Genomic DNA, 18,465 nt, shown 5'->3' on the forward strand with positions numbered 1-18,465 from the left:
TTGCGACTTCGTTATAATATCATCTGTTTCATTTTTGGTCAAGTCTTTTTTCGAAGTTTTTTCAAAAGCATTTTTGACCCGCTGGCTCAATTGCCAACGTTGAATACTTTATCATTCTAAGAATGAAAGAGCAAGCTTTTTTCTGAAAAATTTTCAACTAAGTCGAGATAAACAAAAAAACTACCCAAAATAGGTAGTTTAATCAATATCGATCGTACGAAAACGGATCTGATTTTGATCGTCTCGTTTTAAGGTTGTTTCTTCTTTCAGATAAGAAAACTTCTTCTCATTGATCGCTGGATTCTCAAGCATTTCTTCATAACCCGCAAAAATATCATGGATATATTTTTTATAAGCTTTTTTCTTTTTGATTCTTTTCTTCATTTGGCACCGTCCTTTACGTGCTTATCTTAGCAAGCCGAAAGGATTCTGACAACCATTATCCGCATTTTCATACCAAAAATTCACTTTGGCACAACTATTCCATTAATTCAGCCAAGTAACACTCATGGAATAGAATGTTTAGCTTGCGGTCAAACGTTTTTGAAAAGCCAATCGCTCTCCGTTCGGAAAAGGGAATGTTACCTCTCCTTTGTATTGATAGCCAGCTGCTTGGATATTCTTTTGCATACCAATATTGGCTTTATACGTATCGATACGTAAATCAACGATTCCTTGCTCTAATGCAACCACTTCAAGAGCTTGCAGCAATTTGGCGCTTAACTTTTGCCCTTTAAAATGAGAACTGACAACGACGCGATGGATGGATAGATATGGACCGTTTCCTTCCCACCCTGCGCCGGTAATTGCATTGTAGACAGGATCATCACCAGAAACCAACGCGGCAGACGCTGCGATTTTTCCATCTTTCACCAACACATAGCTTTCACCATTGGCAATATCTGCTTTGATTTGATTTTCTTTAGGACCGTACCCATCTTGCCATTGCGGAGATCCTTGTGCTTTTAAGAAAGCAATGCCTTCTTCAAAAAGCGCCATCAACTCAACCAGATCTTCCTCCGTTGTTTTACGAAACTTCTCCATTAAAAACCTCCTTTCTTCTATAAAAAGAAGCGGATAGTAAAGCATTCAAAATCGTTCTTAATCAATCGTTTTTAATTTCCCATGAAATTCACTGATTGATTGATAGCCTTTTTCTTTCATGATCGCTGCTAATTCTTTCGTCAATCGTTCAAAGATCGCTGGTCCTTCTTTTTGCAGTTCTGTGCCGATCTGCAACATAGAAGCGCCACATAACAAATGTTCATACGCATCTTGACCATTACGAATCCCACCAGTACCGATAATTTTGATTTCTGGCTTGAGACGTGTATAGAAAGCCCGCACATTGGCTAATGCCGTTGGTTTCACATATTCGCCTCCTAGACCACCAAACCCATCTTTTGGTTTGATGACTACCGAGTCAGTAGCAGGATCGATGAATAAAGCATTCCCAATACTGTTGATTGAATTGATGTAGGTTAACGGATACTTGTTTAATATCTTAGCCATCTCATCAAAGTGAGCCAAATCAAAGTATGGCGGCAATTTGACACCTAAAGGTTTTGTGAAAAAACCAAAGACTGTTTCCAGAATTTGATCGGTCAAAGGAAAATCATAGGCAACTTGGGGTTTTCCTGGCACGTTTGGACAAGAAAGATTTAACTCAGTGATTCCTTCAAAATCACTTTCTTGGATTTTCTTCAATAACTCAATGTTTTCAGCCACGCTCATACCAGCGACAGAGAAAAAGAAGGGCGCTTGCTGGGTCATTTCCTGCTGTTTTTTGATGGCATAGTCTAAGTAGTAGTCCACCCCTAGATTTGGTAATCCCATCGAATTGATGCTTCCTAACGGTAAATCGGTATAACGTGGTTCTGGATTTCCGGCACGCGCTTCTAGTGTTGCACTCTTCGTGACAAATGATCCAGCTGTTGATGATGCTAATTCATCTAATTCCTCGATCGTCATACAATGGACTCCTGAGGCATTCATAAACGGATTTTTATATGTAAATTTCCCAAAATTCGTAGCTAACATTGATTCATTCCTCCAATCTTTTCAACTAGTTTACCGTTTCATTTCTGAAAATGCAACGATGTCTTTGAGTGGGACAGGTTTTAGAAGGAGCAACCTCTGTAATCAGAGTAGCAAATCAAAAAAACCATATCCATACAGCTTGTTAAAACTTACTGAATAAATATGGTTTTGAAAACAATCTGTTTATATTGTACTCAAATGTTTTTTTAGAGCATGATCATGATTTTATTAAAGCTTTCACTTCTATTTACCGCTAAATCAAATGCTCTTTGAAGATCCTCTAATGGAAAGCGATGGGAAATCATATGACTGACACTCAAGCGTCCGCTTTCTAAAAAGGTGATTGAATCAAACCATTCTTTACCTGGGAAAGGTGCAGAATAACTATTCCAAAAACCCTTAATGGTTAATTCACTGCGAAAGATTTTTTCAAATGCTCGTTGTCTAATCAAAACATCAGAATAAGCGATCCCTTGAAATCCAATTTTCCCGCCTTTTTTTGTCACTAAGAGACATTGTTCTTCGGTTATTTTAGTACCTGCACATTCCATTGCAATATCCACGCCTAAACCATCCGTTATTCGGGAGATCTCTGTTTCAAGATCTTGAAGAATAGGATTAATCGTATCGGTGACACCTAAATCTATTGCTTGTTCCAGTTTCTCTGATTGAATATCAATACCAATGATCGTTTTCACACCCGCAATTTTTAACCATTGGATCGTCAGCAATCCAATCGTTCCTAACCCAAAAACTGCAACGACATCGCCCACTTTAGGTTCGATTCCATAAACACCATGCGCTGAGACAGCAAGAGGCTCAATCATGGCCGCTTCTTCAAAAGACAACTTAGTCCCTATTTTCACGATATTGCTCGCTGGCACGGATACGTACTCTGCAAATCCCCCAAACCGTTGCGATCCCATCATGATATAGTCCGTACATAATTGATACTTCCCGATAGCACAGTATGCACAGTTACGACAAGGAATAAACGGGACAACAGCGACCCGATCGTCTTTTTTTAAATGATGAACAGAACGACCAACTTTTACAATAGTCCCAGCCATCTCGTGCCCCATGATCATGGGTAACTGGTATTTCCAGCCTTTACTCATTTTGTGGATATCTGACCCACAGATTCCTGAAGCTTCTACTTTTACAATCACTTCATTCTGATGGCATTGTGGAACATCCATTTCTCGAATCTCAAATTCATTCAGTCCAATTAAGAAACCAGCCCTCATCTACTCTCCTCCAATCTTCATTCACGGGATTCATAGGTAACGTTTGTTTTGTCAGTATAATATTCATAGCCCTGCTGGAGAAGCGCTTGCGAATGTAAATGCACATAAGCATTTGTTTCTAGTCTTTCCAGATAATCATTTGCAAAAGCCAAATTAGTGGCTCCAACAATTACCCCATGTTCTCGCAATAACATTCCATAAGGTAGTTTTGCTTCATTTGTCACCATGTTTTGAGAGTAGTCACCAACCAAGTGTGCTAACTTTTCAGTTGTTGCAGGTGCATAATCCAAACAACGGATCGTAGCCGGTCCGAAACGAAGGTTTTCACAGACGATGGGCATGTCAGTCCCTATACAACTGTAAACCATCAAATTTAATGGATGAGCATGAATCACTGCTTTGATCCGTGGATCTGAGTGATAAAAACTCATATGCATATTGATTTCCCTGGTCAAGTGACCAGTACCTTCGATGAGGGATAGTTTCTTATCTACCAAAAGAATTTGCGCTGCCTCTAATTCCCACAGATACTGAACAGATGCCAAAGTAGGTGTCATCAAGAAATGATCTTCTGAAACTTTTATAGAGATATTGCCACCAGCAGCATCCGTTAGCTTCCTGTCAAATAAAGATTTGGCAATCTTACATATGAATTTCCTTTCTTCTAAATAATCCATCGGGTTCCTCCTGTCTAAAACGTAAATATTTTTCAATCAATCCATATTTCCCAAGAAACATAATATCTTCAACAATTTCTAAATATTCTTCACTTCTTACAAGAGCGACGAAGAAAACATAAGTCACTTGAAAATAATCCTCAGATCCGTAAGAGATCTTTTGTTTATTCGTCAAGAGGCTAATCGTGCTACGGTGGACATTTCCCCGATTGTTCGCATGAGCTAAAGCAACACCTTCACTTATTACGATATAAGGTCCATTTTGTTTCACATTTTCAACGACTTCTTCTACATAGCTCTGCTCAATACACTCGTTATGTGTCAACACTTTCCCTGCTAAGCGTAAAGAATGCTCCCAAGAACATTTTTGGTCGATTCTGATAACATGCGAATTTAACAAGTAATCATGCAATTTTCTTTGTGGTTGTTGGACAAATTGATCAAATTTTTCTTCAGTCTCTTCTTCATTAATCGTAAACAAACGGTCAACCGTCTTTACTATTTTTTGGATATCTTCTTGAGTCACAAAAGGTGTTATCCTTAAAACATCCTCTTCCAAAAAAGGCAAAGGATCAGCAGTTAAGATTAAACGATTGGCTTTTTGACGGAAGCACATCTTACGATAAGTAGCAAGTGTTAGCACATTCATAATTTTGAACTGCTTGTATCGACTAATTTTCATAGCAATCATTTTCGCTATCGATAAATTTTCACACACGATCCAGATATCGATTTTGCTCATCTTATATTCTTGTCGGGTTAAGGCAGATGCGATATGAATAGCGATCGTAGTAATAAATGATTCATTGAAGGATCGGGACAGGTAGTTTTCAATGACACCACTATTAGCCCTTACAGCTACGATAATATCCATAAACTGATGCCGCAAAAGACCGATATTTTCAATATCCAAAATAATGTTCTCTTCTTCAATAATTTGTAAGTGATTGTATAGATCAGAAATTAAGTCAAATTCGTACTTTAGAGTCGTCCCTAAATCTTCATCAATTTTATTCAGAAAATAGATGACCAAATTATACAATTCAGCATCCTTCACATTTTTTCGCTTTTTCAAATGACAAAATTCTGCTATTGCCTGTTTGTCTTCGAAAGAGATCGTTCGATCAAATCTTTTTTCAATTTGATCGATGAGTATGCTCAGGTTTTCCGACATAACGACAAATTTGGGAGATTCACCTTGTTCTTTGCGGGGCATATTGATAACGATAAAAATATAGACGAAAAGATCAAACTGCTGATACTTTTCTGAATACTTTAACTCGTTAAAAATGAATCCCAGAAAGTCTAAATACTCCATTGACCCGTCAAATGACCGAAGGATTTGCATCCCGACATAATTAATGTATCCTTTTGCGTCTATATTTTCTAAAAACAATGTAAACAAATACTCTCTTTTCTCCGATTGAATCATCTTAAGGATAACCCCTTCTCCCCTAAGCGTTTCGATATATTTACTCATGATCACTTCTTGTTTTTTCAACGTATTGATATCGCGGATGATTGTTAATCGACTGACGTAAAACAAATCAGCAAAATGATCCATCGTAAGAACATCTTCTGTTATCAATAAATTGATCAGAAGTAATGTGCGTCTTTCATCAGGATTCAAGGAATAGTCGTAAGGGGACAATTCTAAAACAAGCTGATAAGCTTCTGACAAATCAAGTTCATCAGGAACCTGTAAGTATCCGCTTTCAATTTTCACTTGCGGCATATCGTGAGTATTTAGAAACGAGTTCAAGACTTTGATTTCACTCGTGAATTTCTTTGGCGAGAGATTCAAGTTTTTATAAAGTTGCTCCAATCTAATTTTCGTTATTTTGTTATATAGTAGGAGATAGATGATTTCAGCAGTAATTTTCCTCACAGCACTCCTCCTTAATGAATAGACAAATTCTCTCTTAGAAAATCAACAAGTTTTTCAGGTTCACACTTGCTTAATTGAACAATAAAATTTCGAGATTGGATGCTTAAAATCAATTTTTGAAGAAATTCAATATAGGTATGCTCATCTTTTAGTGCCATGCAAAATACATGTTCGACTGCTAAGTCATCTACTTGCGTATCCATCTGTTTAAAAGTCACAGGCTTTTTTAGTCTTGCGTAACAGACAGAAGATTCTTTCACAGAGAGATCAAAGGTATGCGGAATCGCAACTGGCGGGTCAACTGGCAGACCAGTAGGAAAATGATGTTCGCGTTCGATACAAGACTCGATAAAACTATTCCCGACGAGCCCTTCGTTAAGCAGTTCAAGTCCGCATTGTTTAATCACTTCTATATTGGAGCGCTCATTCAATTCGATTGCTTTAAATTTCATACACTATTTCTCTCCCACTAAGCCATTTATTTTGTCAACAATTCGTTTATTCATTTGGTCAATTACCCAGCGATTCGATGAAATAAGCTGATTATAATATTTGCTAAATTGTAGCCCCAGAAACTATCTGTCACAACCCCTTCCACAGGTACACCGGTCGCATTCATCATTTCGGTTGCTTCAGGTGCAAAGGTGTTTGTTCCAATTAGAACGATAACTAAGAAGAAAAAGCCAGTGACAAGCGTTCGAAAAAGATTGCCATTTGATGCTAATGCTAGTAGTGGAATCATATATACGATTACTGTTAAAACACCAACTGGAAAATAATGCATACCAGGGATAATAAATGCTAAGAATATTGCTATCGGAATCAGAATCACTGTCGTTGTGATCGCTGTCGGATCTCCAAGACCAAGAGCAATGTCCATGCCGATATATAATTTTTTCCCTTCGCCAATATGTTTCTTCATAAATTCTTTGGCAGCTTCCCCGATCGCAGTCAAGCCTTCCATCATAACAGAAACCATTTTGGGTATCAGTACTAGTACTGCTGAAACTCCAACCCCCATAGAAATCGCTACCGTAAATTCTTGGCGTGTCAATACGCCTAGAAAAGTTCCGACCAACAAACCGATAACTGCTGGATCTCCAAAAAAACCAATTTTACTTTCGACTTTTTCCAAACTGATATCGATTTTGTTAAGACCAGGAATCAGATCAATCAATTTATTTACTAATAGTCCAAAAGGATAAGCGAAAGTAATAAATGAAAATGTCGTACAAGTCGTGCCTTCCAGTCCGTAATACGCCTCCCATCTTGGAGCAAACCACTGAGCCACGAATAAAGTGACAATTGATAAGCCAACCGTAACAGTCAAACCTAGCCAAAAACTATCAAACAAGGCATACGCTAATGCTCCAGGAATCAAAAAATGAATATAGTTCCAAATGTCGACATTCATGACCGTTGTCCATTTCAAAAGAATAAACAATACATTTAATCCCACGATCATCAAAATAGCAATCGCTGCAAAAGGTACTGACCACGAAGCCGCTCCCACAGCAGCCCAGCCAACATCCATCGTGGTATATCCTGATCCCATTTCCTGATAATAATCGATGGCTGGTTGCAAGGAAGTACCCAGGAGTCCTACAACAAGCCCCAACCCTTGAAAGCCGATGCCGACTAAAAGCCCAGTTTTAAGTGCTTTGCCAATTTTCATCCTAAAGACACAGCTTAAAATAAAAATGACAACGGGTAGCATAACCGATGCCCCCATATCCATGATGTTTTGAATAACTGATAATACAGCTTCCATTTTTATCCCCCTTTTATAATTCGATGGCACTCTTCAACGATTTTCTGCGCGGTCTGCTCTTCGTTGATTCCCGATATCAAACTGAAAACAGGAAGAATCGGTACTTTTACTGGCTTGACATATCGAGTAGTCACCAAGATTAAATCCACTGTTTCTGCTTTTGAGGGAATTTGATTAATATTCCCTTTGGTGATGGAAGCCTGAATGTTGCTCTGAGCTAAGATTTGTTTGACTTTCTCTTGAACAACCGTTGACGTGGCGATCCCACTACCACAAGCAATATAGATCTCAATTTTTTTATTCATTTTCTTTCTCCTCCTTTCCTTACTCTATTTTTGAGATTTCAATAAAGAATAAATTTTATACTCTTCTTCTGGTAGTAAAACGACTTTTAACGCCTTCCCTTCTCTCGTCAATTCGATGGCCTGATTGATGTCAGCTAAAGGCAAAACATGAGAAATAATTTTTTCAGCAGGAAACTGATCAGATAAGGATAAATGGAAAGATTTTTCGACTTGAATACTATTTGCACCATAATGACCATAAATCCAGAGATTGTTATAATGAACTGCATTCGTATCTATAGGCGTTAATTGATTCTTTGCTACACCACCAAAAAAGACGACAATTCCACATTTTCTAGCCATAAAAATACTTTGTTGCTGTGCTTCTATTGATGGATTAGCTGAAATCACTTTATGTGCGCCATGTCCATTCGTATACTCTTTCACCTTTTCTACAGAATCTTCTTTGGAAGAATCGATCCTATGATCCACATTAAACGCTTCCATAAGAGCTAGTCTGTCAGCATTTTTATCAATCACGATTACCTTGCTTGCTCCGCGAATCCTTGCTAGAATCGCTAAAAAGACCCCAATTGGACCTGCACCAATAATGACGACCGAATCGCCTAACGAAACCTGAATATTCTCCATGCATGCATAAGTGGAGGATAAGGGTTCAGCTAATGTTGCCGCGATAGGCTCTCGTCCTTCTGGCACTTCAAAAATCGCTCCTCGTTCTACTCTTGTTGCACTATATGCTATATACTCTGCAAAACCACCTTGAAGATCGGTATAACTTTCAGCTTCCGTACAACATTCGTGCTTCCCATTACGACAATTTTCGCAACGTAGGCAATGAGCCATAGGGTATACATAAACCATCTGCCCTCTTTGATACTTCGTCACATTTTCATCAATTTCGACGATCTCACCAACGATTTCGTGTCCATAAATATGAGGGTAGCGCCCCGCTTTTGAATCGGTCAGCAAATTGCGAATATCAGAGCCGCACAGACCAACTGCCTTAACCTTCAATAGAAAACCTCCCTCTGGACAGCAGGGTCGCTCTACTTGTTCATAGCGAATATCTCCTGGTCCATACATCAACGCAGCCTTCATTTTTTTCACAAATGTTCAACTCCATTCATTCTTTCTTATTTTACATGTTCATTGTAAGGTGCGTCGGATGTACCTCACAAGTAACACTTTTTGCATTTCAAGTTCTATATTTGTTACTTGAATGAGAAAATGTTTGTGAAAAACCAAGAACGATTTTTCCTTCTTGGAACTATTTTGAAGCCAGGTAAAAACAAAAAAGCCTCTTAGCAATGAGCCAAGAGGTTTTGGTGAAGCAAACTATTCTATTTATGAGTATTTAAAACTATAGGTAGCTCATCACTTCTTCCATTCGAACGGATGAATGAACTAAATTGAGCCGATCCTCGTAGGAAACTTTCCTCGGTCTTGGTTTCAATATGCGACCTCAGTAAGGAGAAATTCTCAAGTGTTACTCGATGATACTTGCGTTTTCCATCGAAAGCGTACAATTCAAATCATTTCAAATGATAAGACACTTGAATAGGAGTTTTTTAATTGACTTTTCAACTTTTTTTTAAATTGAAAACGAATAAACACATACTATATACATACAAATTTTTTACCTATCAAGTGAATTAAACCTTTTTCTTTGATACCTCAACACTCCAGTATCTCCGATGACGTATAATTTGTATTTTCCATGCCCTACTTTAAATTCTAATCTTTCGCCACTTGCGATTTCAAATAAAAGATAATAGGTAATGGATTGATTCGTAAAGCCGTTTGCAGCAATATTCGTGCTACTAGTCATTCGTTTGTCTACTAGCGTGGCAAGTACTGCCACTTCTGGCGTAGATTGATCCTTTAAGAATTCGACAATATGATATAAGATAACTGCGACGAAAATAAAAGCAAATAAAGTAAACAGAAAATCCACAAAACACACTCCTTTTTGTTTTTTATGATCAAGGGAATCAAGCAAATCATTTTTACAACTTAAATATAATTACACATTAATTCAATTAATTAATCTCGAACCTCTAATAAAAATATGTTACTTGCTAAATGATTGACCGAAACTGTAGTTTGGCTATCGTTTTCCTATATGTATGGTTGCATAGAACACATTTGTATATTTGTTAACCAAGAGTCAGTTGATAGGATAAAACCACATGACCTTTGAAAAAGCATTCCTAGAATCATCCTTCTTCATTCTACATTGACTCCTTAAGGAAAATTCATCGTATCCCAAAGCCTCTGACTAAATTCAGTAACGTTTATTTAGACATGTTTTCTGGGATGCACCTTAAGGTTATCAATGTGGATGAATAAGAATTTAATCTGTGCTCTCTTTTTGTCAAAATGATCGAAGGTTTATAGAAAGTATTACTATTTCGGCAAAGTTAAATACTAACTCACTTTGAGTTGTCATATGAATGGAAAATACTTTGAACTTTCAGGTTAAAAATATATGATTTTCTTTAATGCTTTTAGTAAAAAAGCATAACTTTTTCACCAAGTAACTGTTTATTTAAGAAAGTATTCTATAAAAAAACTCTTCTACCAACTTTTTCAAAGTTAATAAAAGAGTTCTGTGTTTATATCCTCATTTTGCCAACTGTCCACCACCTAAGAAAACAGCTTATTCCAACTAGTTAACAAATATGAAACACCATTGTATGATTGAAAATCCTTAACGAATCCCCAAAGCAATCCGTGCATAACGACTCATTTTATCAGTCGTCCATGCGGGATACCAGACTAATTTTACCTCTGGATTTTTGACTTCTGGAATATCTCTTAATGCTTCGTGTATCGATTCAGTCAATACGTCGGCTAAGGGACATTGATATATCAACGTTTCTATGACAAAAAGTTAATAAAAAATCTTTCGTTAACTTCTTATTTACTTATTCATTTTACCATGTAAAAAGTGAATATTCTAGCTAAATTAGGCTTGGACTACATACTAGGAAGAGTATTAATTTGTCATTTTGGTTTGTTATCCATCTTTGTCAATTTCTTGCAATAAAAGGTCATCCAATACTTTTCCTAAAAAACGATTATTTCCAATTTCAAAATTGTTATTTTTCCTAAAATTTAAATCAAAATTTTTCTCTAACGAATCTCTTACAATTTTAGGATGGCTAACTCTTAAATACAATTGCTCCTTTATATGTTTTTTTAAGAATGAATATCTATTTTTTATATGAAATGAATCTAGAAATTTCTCTATCTTAACAAATTCTTCCGCCTTAAATTTACTGGCTCTGTAACTAATATCATAGTTTAGTGACTTACCCACTAAGGAATCAGTTTCACTCGTCCCTTCTCTAGCTTTTTGTGGAACTATATAAAATTCAAAATTCGAGTTTATCTCTTCTAGATACAAGTTTACTAAAGATTCATAATCAATATCATCACCCTTTATTGAGCTGTTACATTGCTTACACGATGGTATTAAATTATAAGCAGATACAGCTAATAAAGGATGTCTAGACTTCGGAAAGTAATGGTCTAGCTCTGGTCTTATACCTCCTTCTTTTTTTCCTTGTAGCGCATAATAAGTGTATATATACTGTGATTGACAATATGGACATACTGAAATATTTTGTAGGAACGTAAAAAAATAACCATTCCAATTATTTGTTATTATTTTAAATTTTTCTTGATTTTTTTTTAAATTTTGAATATTTTTCAATTCAGGATAGAGTGCTTCAAATTTTTGAAATTTTTTCAGCATATCGTTATTAGTTTTTTTATGGAAAATATCATAAAGTTTCAAAAACTCTAATTCAAGAGAATTAATATAAAAAAAAACAACTTTTAAATTTCCTTTTAAACTTTGACATCCTCTTCTATTTAGAAGGACTTTTAACTCTTTATAGTCATCATAAGACCAACTTTCATTAACAATATTATTTTTCAAATTATCAAGTTTTTCCTGTACTGGTTTTTTATTTTTTATTTTGTTTAATGTATTATGATATAGTATTTCTAAATTGTTATAAAAATCTTTATGCGAAATATCCTTATTTATTACAAAACTACAAATATTTCTTTCTAAAGTCAAAAGATTTTCAAACTCAGGTTCTACCAATAATTTTAACATTTCTATCTTGAAAGAATCTTCACTACTAACATATTTTTGATGGATTTTAAGAACTTTATTTTTCAAGCTCTCTTCGTGAAAATACAGTGTGAAATTGGACATTGAAATATGACTTTCCATAAGTTTATTACGCCTCCATTTCAGCTAGTTCTTTTTTCAAGTGCTCAATCTTATTTATTAATTCTTTTTTAGCAGTTTCTTTTTTGTATAATGAAGAACTTTCATATAAATCTATCAAAGCTTCTCGTAAATACACTTCGCCAACTTCGGAAATAATATTTTTGATTATTCTATTATCATATTTGGTCCCTGATTCTGAATCAAATAATTGATTTTCAGTTTCTAAGTTAGACTTAAGTAGTTTGATTATTTCATCAATTTTATATTTAGCAAATTCTCCCATCAAACTTCCTTCAAGGAAGAATTGATTAGACATCAAATCGTGAATATTAGCTCCAAATGTTTTAAAATGTTTATTTATAATGTTATTATCTTTTATTAGTATCACTGAACTAGGTAAAAAATCAGAAAGAATTATCGGTGAATGTGTTGTTAAAATAAATTGGATTTTTCTGTTTATTAAAGAATCATTATCTTTGTTCAGCATCTTTTCAATAATTACTGGGCTATGTTTCACCCACTTTCGTTGCCACTCAGGGTGAAGACCTAAGTCTACCTCATCCATACAAATAACTAGATTTTTTTCTTTTGATACAGATTTCTCTACATTATAAATTTCACTGAAAAAGTTTAACAGGCAATTTTCACCTGAACTTATTTTATCCCAAGAATAGGTTAAATTAAGAGTATTATTATTCATAATTACAAAATCTATTAATGTACTTTCATTATCAATTCCTGCTTCAAACGAAATTTTCAACTCAGTTTCTTTTATGTTTTCAATTTGATTTAATATTTGATTTGAAGAAATGTACTTCCATATATAAATCATTATATCTGTAATCGAAATTATATCTATCATGTCTTCGAACTCATCATCTAATTTAGTATCGACAAGATTCCTCGAAATAATAATTTCATTTTTAAAAATTTCTCTCTGTTTTAAGATTATTTCATATTCCCTTTTTGTCAAATCATCTAAATTATTTGAACCTACAGAGTGATTAATTTTTTCTATTTTTCGTTTTGTTTTCTCTTCAATTGTCTTTAGTTTATCGATTTCATTATTCATACTCTTAAATCCATAAATAGAATATTCAAAATTTGTTCCCATACAAATATTAAGATAACTCCAAATATTTTTTAAATAAGAGTTCTCATCTTTCCCGTTTCCTAAAATATAAAACATATCATCTATTTTTAAACCATAAGAAATTAAAGTATTAAAAAAACTTATATTCTGATTCAAAGATAGTTTTTTTATCATTTTTTCTTTATCTACAAAAAAGCCTGTACAAAACTGTTTAAATTTTTTATATTGCTTTCCTGGAAAAACGATTTGTTTCAGAATTTCGTCATCAAAATTAAATTTCAAATCAGAAACAATTACCTCACCTTGTAATTGTGTTGGTAATGTAAAAAAATATTTATCAAAAAGATTTTCAGACTCTCTTCCGAAATTTCTTATCATGTTTATTTGCTTAAAAAAATTCTCATTTAAGACCTCTTTATATGGTGTATCATAGATGTAATGTAATATTGATAGATTACTAGTATTCTTTTTGACCAAATCTTGAATAATTTTATTCTTACCCTCTATTGCATTTGAAAAGAGCAATGTTTCAATATCAATATTTTCTCTTTCAATCTCTGAAAATTCAATACCTAGTATATTGCAATCTAAAATTATACTTCCTATAGTTGCTTTATCAATATCCCTAATTTCAAAAACTTTCTTATTAGAATAATACTTAATAGTATTTCCATCAATGAATAGAAATAATCTATTTTCTTTTGAAAGCTTATAGATATTATTCAAAGTGAATGTTTTTCCAGATGCATTTTCCCCCGCTATAACTGTTAAATCAATGTTTTCTCCATAAAAATCACTTAAAAACTTTTCGTTTTTTTTTATTGTGATTTCAATATTTTCTGATAAAGTAACGGAGCAAACATATTCTGAATCAAAAGAAAATAATTTGTTTTCTTCATCTAAATAACATAGTAATTTCATTTTTTTCTCCTTGTACTATTTACTTTTAATAATTCCTCTAGCAAACAATTTCAAAATTGTTTCTCTTCCATCATCTACATTCTTAACATTTGATTTTACTACTCTTGATATTCCTCTAAACATTGCAGACTCATTATAACCTATATAGCTATTAAAATTGGACATATCCCCCGAGACGGTGATTACAGGTTTCATAAAATATAGTAATTCGTAATCATCTTTAGCCCAGAATACATTGGAAATTAATTTAGGTTCTTCATCTCTAAGATTTAAATCTAAGGAAGTTATAATTATCTCTCCAATATATTTGATTTTATTTTTCTGTCCAAAAATCACTATATCTCCCTGACAAATTTCTTTTATTAAATTACTATTTCTCGTACTCTTGGGAACTCCCCAAATATAAGTATTTAAAATTTCTTTTTTATTAAATAGCTCTATTAACATTTCATCTTTCAGTATTTCATCCAATGTATTTTCTAAAGTATATATCACGTCATTATCTATTGCTTGTTTAATAATTGTCATTCTACTACTCCTTTTAAAATTTGTTTGTTATATTTATAATCATCGTGAAATAACTTGTTTAATTTCTAATATTTCTAAAAAACTATTGAAAACTAGAGAGTTTTCCTTTCTAGTTAATCACACTCATTAACTTTATTAAATGAGGTCCTATTGCTGTTCCAATAGTAGTTATCGCTGATAATAACTCAATAGAATTTATCCCTTTTTCTTTTGCAATTTTCCCAAAACCTTTTTTCATAATTCTGTCTTCAACTAAGCTTAAAGCTTTAATCTGAGTTTTCATAACTTTAATCAGTTCATCTTGATTTATACTGTCATCTAAAGAAACAACTAATTCTATAAAATACTCAACTCTAAGCTGTAATAGCTTAGAATTAAGCTGTTTTTCATAATACAAACCTCTTTGTTCTATATGATTTTCAATCTCTATTTGTAAATTAGGGTCAGTAATATTCATTATCACTTTTTTATTTTGTTCATCGTATTGAGCTAAGTCGATTAATTCCAAAAATTGTTGTTTCCAGTCATACTCCAGCTCGGGATAAACTAACTCTTTTTTTACTTTTAAGTTTCGAACTCTACTCTGAGTTATACCCAGTTCTTTACTCATAAGATAATCTGAATCAGCATTAAACACTCCGTTTTTCTTTTTACCAAGTTTATTTTGGTAAAAAAACTTAAACATTAACAAATCAATTTCAGACTTAGATGATAGTCCAAAGTTTTTTTTATAGTATTTTTCACATATTTCATCAAAGTATTTTATTTTTTCTATATCTGAAAACTCAATATTACTTCTCACTCAACATTCCTCTTTTCTCTATTTCCCTTACTCTTCTCAACTGAATACTTCTGACCATTTTTCTCTATCTTTTTCCTAATAATATCTTCAACACTCAAACCTAAATCATCCGCTAACATCAATGAATAAATCATTACATCAGCTATTTCGTCCTTAATATTTTCTAAATCATCTGCTATTGCCTCTTCACTTGTTTTCCATTGAAAGTTCTCAAGTAGTTCTGATGCTTCTAAAGAAACTGATAAGGCTAAATCTTTAGCATTGTGAAATTGTCTCCAATCTCTTTCATCTCTAAACTCGTTAATTTCTTTTATTAAATCATCCATTCTATAGTCCTCCTATAAACCTACTCGTTCTTTGAATAATTTCTCTACACTTTTTTCTTCAAAGTAAACGGCACATCCATCAATCCCTCTTGAGAGTAATACATAGTAAATATTTAATATGTACTCTGTTAACTCAGACAGGCTAAATTCTTCTTTAAGTGGGGTACCACCAATATCTTTGTAATTTTCTGGTACAGCTACAATCTGTCCATTCTCAACGGTAATATCATTACCTATGATAACTCCAGAATAATTTAAGTCATAACCTTGAATAGTATGAATCGAGCCTATTTCTTTTTCTGAATTTGGTTTCTTTACCCAATCTTCATAAGTCGAGTTCCATCTCTTTTGAATACCATCTTCATTCCAATCATATGGTAATTCTTCTACTTTCTTACCTTTGTTCTCTTTCTTTCCAATATTGGATGCCCATTCCTTACAATAACCAGCAATCACTCTATTCGTTGTTTTAGGATAGGCATGCGAATGGTTATCCACATAATCAATAACTTCTTTAAAAGTATCTACGATTTTAAAATAATCATCTTCAAAGACTTTTGAATTGAAATTTTTATCATCACTTAATTGGAAACCATATAATATTCCTTTTAAGAAATCCTCTCCTGAAAAGTCTCCGTTTCCGCCAATTCTAAATTGTTGCATTAACAATAATTTTTTATAATCTTTTGTAAGTTTTCTGATTTCTGAAGGTCTAATGTTTTGAGGTTTAATTCCTTGATATGGGTCATACAGTAAAACCAAACCACCTGTTAATTCTTCAAGGAGTGTGATTTCTTCATCTCCTTCATTGAGATGCCTTCTTGCATTCGGATGCCCTTTACGATAATGTTGTTTCAATTTATGAGCTTCATCTACAATGATTACATCAAATCTCTTATCATTGTTCCTCGCATCTACTATAAGTTGTGAACCTGTTTTAACAGTTAATCTACCATTCATTCCGATTGATTTAAATATCAAGTTAAACTGTCTTGTTAGGTTACCAGTAGTTATTAAACCTATTCTTAAATCAGGATTTTTCTCAGCTAAAGAAAATGCTAAGTTTGTAAAGAGAACGGATTTACCTGAGCCTGCTGGGGCTTCAACTAAGTATTTTTCGGCTACATCTTTTTCAATTTCATCACAAATTACTTTTTGTTTAGGCGATAACTGTTTAAATGGTGAATACTTAAATAGTAAACTCTCTCTTAATTCCTCAATGTTAGGATTATCGACTAACCCCAACCGATGTAATTCATTACCCCATAATTTATAAAATACTTCAGTTAAAATTTCTTCTTTGTTTTTATAGACCAATTCAGTTTGACCATTATTTCCATTTGCAAATATTAATTTTGTTACATCTGATTCAGCAATCATATAGTTTAATAACAGTGACTCTAAATCAAGAATCGATGATTTATCAAATAGGTTGGAATAAATAACTAAGCAATTTGTATATTCTTTGTAATATACTTTGGGATTTGGTTCTCCTAGATGCTCGTTATGTCTTCTAGTAAAACCATTTGTTTCACCAACATATACCTTTTTCTTCTTAAGGTTATAGTAAACATAAGTAACTGGATTATTCTCCAAAACGTTCACTTGAAGTTTTTCAAGTTTATCTACTACTTCTCCATTTTTTAGTGTTAAATTGATAACTCTGTAACTCGACATTTATTTCACTCCATCAATTAATTTAAAAACTCCATTACTTTTTCTTTTGTTTTATTATCTTTAAACCAAACATATATTCCTTTTCTTGCTCGTGTCATTAATACTCGATACGTATTCAAAATGAGTTCTTTTACTTCTTCTGGATTTCCAAAATTAGCAATAAAAGTATTTAATTTATATTCTTTACCATTTAGATTAACCACCCAATACTTATTATTTTTATCAAAATGTTTTAATTGACCTCCATATTTTTGAACTATTTCTCTAATAAAAATGATATCCTGACTTTTATTCAAATTAACAATCCAATCATTTTTTTCTGGCGACCAAGATAAATCTTCCCAAAAAATATACCCAACATAATCAAAATCCAATCCTTGGGCTGTGTAGATACAACCTATTCTATCTTTATGATATTTTTGAATTTCTGAGTACCATTCAAATTGTTCATTTTGGGGATTCCAAGGTTTATAAAAATCTTCATCAAAAATTGTAACATCATTGTTTTTTACATTCCTTGTCCATTCCCAACAAAATGGAGCAAACCATTGAGTCTTTTCGTTATTATTTACATGATTATCTAATAATAAATCAATATCATTTAGTTTATTTATCACTTGTATATCGTAACCATCTATTTTGGTATATTCTTTCATAACTGGACTCAAGGAGAATAAATCATTAATTCTATCTACATAACTACTTTCATACATAGACCTTTTTTGAATGGATAAGTATTCTTGATGTAACTCGATATTTAATGGACTTTTTTCAACATAATCATAAAAATTTTGTCTAAGCCCTTCCTCATTAATTCTAACTCTCTGTCTGTCGTCCTGAAGCACAATAACAAATTTCACTTTATTTTCGTTATAAAGTTTATCTAAAACTGGTGTTAGTATCAAATCTTAGACAGCTTTTCGTAGAGACAATAATAAATT

18 protein-coding genes and 1 pseudogene are annotated in these 18,465 nt (G+C 33.2%); all 19 read right to left on the bottom strand.

Annotated elements, in window-relative coordinates; all coding sequences use genetic code 11:
• Positions 1 to 198: 198 nt before the first annotated feature.
• Positions 199 to 384 (bottom strand): hypothetical protein, encoded by a 186-nt coding sequence (locus tag IAE45_RS17600; RefSeq protein ID WP_005236216.1) that lies wholly within the window; start codon positions 382 to 384, stop codon positions 199 to 201.
• A 138-nt stretch (positions 385 to 522) separates the two neighbouring features.
• Positions 523 to 1,044, bottom strand: coding sequence for a GNAT family N-acetyltransferase (locus IAE45_RS17605; RefSeq protein WP_081118984.1), 522 nt, complete (start codon positions 1,042 to 1,044; stop codon positions 523 to 525).
• A 57-nt stretch (positions 1,045 to 1,101) separates the two neighbouring features.
• A complete protein-coding gene (locus IAE45_RS17610; protein ID WP_081118983.1) occupies positions 1,102 to 2,040 on the bottom strand; it encodes a dihydroorotate oxidase in 939 nt (312 codons plus the stop codon).
• 206 nt (positions 2,041 to 2,246) lie between these two features.
• Positions 2,247 to 3,287 (bottom strand): galactitol-1-phosphate 5-dehydrogenase, encoded by a 1,041-nt coding sequence (locus IAE45_RS17615; RefSeq protein WP_200127608.1) that lies wholly within the window; start codon positions 3,285 to 3,287, stop codon positions 2,247 to 2,249.
• Between the two features lie 17 nt (positions 3,288 to 3,304).
• Positions 3,305 to 3,964: a class II aldolase/adducin family protein gene (locus IAE45_RS17620; protein WP_081118981.1), complete on the bottom strand. Its 660-nt coding sequence runs from the start codon at positions 3,962 to 3,964 to the stop codon at positions 3,305 to 3,307.
• Positions 3,930 to 5,852 carry a BglG family transcription antiterminator gene (locus IAE45_RS19315; RefSeq protein ID WP_200127606.1) on the bottom strand — a complete coding sequence of 641 codons (1,923 nt, stop codon included), beginning with the start codon at positions 5,850 to 5,852 and terminating at the stop codon, positions 3,930 to 3,932. The genes IAE45_RS17620 and IAE45_RS19315 overlap by 35 nt, the downstream gene beginning before the upstream one ends.
• An 11-nt stretch (positions 5,853 to 5,863) precedes the next feature.
• Positions 5,864 to 6,304: a PTS sugar transporter subunit IIA gene (locus tag IAE45_RS17630; RefSeq protein ID WP_008381342.1), complete on the bottom strand. Its 441-nt coding sequence runs from the start codon at positions 6,302 to 6,304 to the stop codon at positions 5,864 to 5,866.
• Positions 6,305 to 6,366: 62 nt separating this feature from the next.
• The gene (locus IAE45_RS17635; protein WP_081118979.1) at positions 6,367 to 7,623 is read right to left on the bottom strand and encodes a PTS transporter subunit IIC; all 1,257 of its coding nucleotides are present in this window, start codon (positions 7,621 to 7,623) and stop codon (positions 6,367 to 6,369) included.
• 2 nt (positions 7,624 to 7,625) lie between these two features.
• Positions 7,626 to 7,928, bottom strand: a complete 303-nt coding sequence (locus tag IAE45_RS17640; protein WP_005236235.1) for a PTS sugar transporter subunit IIB — start codon at positions 7,926 to 7,928, stop codon at positions 7,626 to 7,628.
• A gap of 24 nt (positions 7,929 to 7,952) precedes the next feature.
• Positions 7,953 to 9,026 carry an alcohol dehydrogenase catalytic domain-containing protein gene (locus IAE45_RS17645; protein WP_233619169.1) on the bottom strand — a complete coding sequence of 358 codons (1,074 nt, stop codon included), beginning with the start codon at positions 9,024 to 9,026 and terminating at the stop codon, positions 7,953 to 7,955.
• Positions 9,027 to 9,564: 538 nt separating this feature from the next.
• The gene (locus tag IAE45_RS17650; protein WP_081118978.1) at positions 9,565 to 9,882 is read right to left on the bottom strand and encodes a DUF2500 domain-containing protein; all 318 of its coding nucleotides are present in this window, start codon (positions 9,880 to 9,882) and stop codon (positions 9,565 to 9,567) included.
• Between the two features lie 756 nt (positions 9,883 to 10,638).
• Positions 10,639 to 10,791: pseudogene (locus IAE45_RS17655) on the bottom strand (metal-sulfur cluster assembly factor); the annotation flags it as partial.
• Between the two features lie 156 nt (positions 10,792 to 10,947).
• On the bottom strand, positions 10,948 to 12,177 hold the full coding sequence (locus tag IAE45_RS17660) for an HNH endonuclease (protein ID WP_194185757.1): 1,230 nt from the start codon (positions 12,175 to 12,177) through the stop codon (positions 10,948 to 10,950).
• Positions 12,178 to 12,184: 7 nt separating this feature from the next.
• On the bottom strand, positions 12,185 to 14,191 hold the full coding sequence (locus tag IAE45_RS17665) for an AAA family ATPase (protein ID WP_200127602.1): 2,007 nt from the start codon (positions 14,189 to 14,191) through the stop codon (positions 12,185 to 12,187).
• 15 nt (positions 14,192 to 14,206) lie between these two features.
• Positions 14,207 to 14,719: a hypothetical protein gene (locus IAE45_RS17670; RefSeq protein ID WP_194185760.1), complete on the bottom strand. Its 513-nt coding sequence runs from the start codon at positions 14,717 to 14,719 to the stop codon at positions 14,207 to 14,209.
• Positions 14,720 to 14,828: 109 nt separating this feature from the next.
• The gene (locus IAE45_RS17675) at positions 14,829 to 15,521 is read right to left on the bottom strand and encodes a hypothetical protein (protein WP_200127601.1); all 693 of its coding nucleotides are present in this window, start codon (positions 15,519 to 15,521) and stop codon (positions 14,829 to 14,831) included.
• Positions 15,518 to 15,847 (bottom strand): nucleotide pyrophosphohydrolase, encoded by a 330-nt coding sequence (locus tag IAE45_RS17680; protein WP_200127599.1) that lies wholly within the window; start codon positions 15,845 to 15,847, stop codon positions 15,518 to 15,520. Before IAE45_RS17680 ends, IAE45_RS17675 begins: the two co-directional genes overlap by 4 nt.
• A gap of 12 nt (positions 15,848 to 15,859) precedes the next feature.
• On the bottom strand, positions 15,860 to 17,524 hold the full coding sequence (locus tag IAE45_RS17685; RefSeq protein ID WP_200127597.1) for a DUF2075 domain-containing protein: 1,665 nt from the start codon (positions 17,522 to 17,524) through the stop codon (positions 15,860 to 15,862).
• A 17-nt stretch (positions 17,525 to 17,541) separates the two neighbouring features.
• A complete protein-coding gene (locus IAE45_RS17690) occupies positions 17,542 to 18,429 on the bottom strand; it encodes a DNA/RNA helicase domain-containing protein (protein ID WP_200143150.1) in 888 nt (295 codons plus the stop codon).
• Positions 18,430 to 18,465 lie beyond the last annotated feature (36 nt).

The organism is Enterococcus sp. S53, from assembly GCF_016516865.1.
In the GTDB taxonomy this organism is placed as follows: domain Bacteria; phylum Bacillota; class Bacilli; order Lactobacillales; family Enterococcaceae; genus Enterococcus_D; species Enterococcus_D innesii.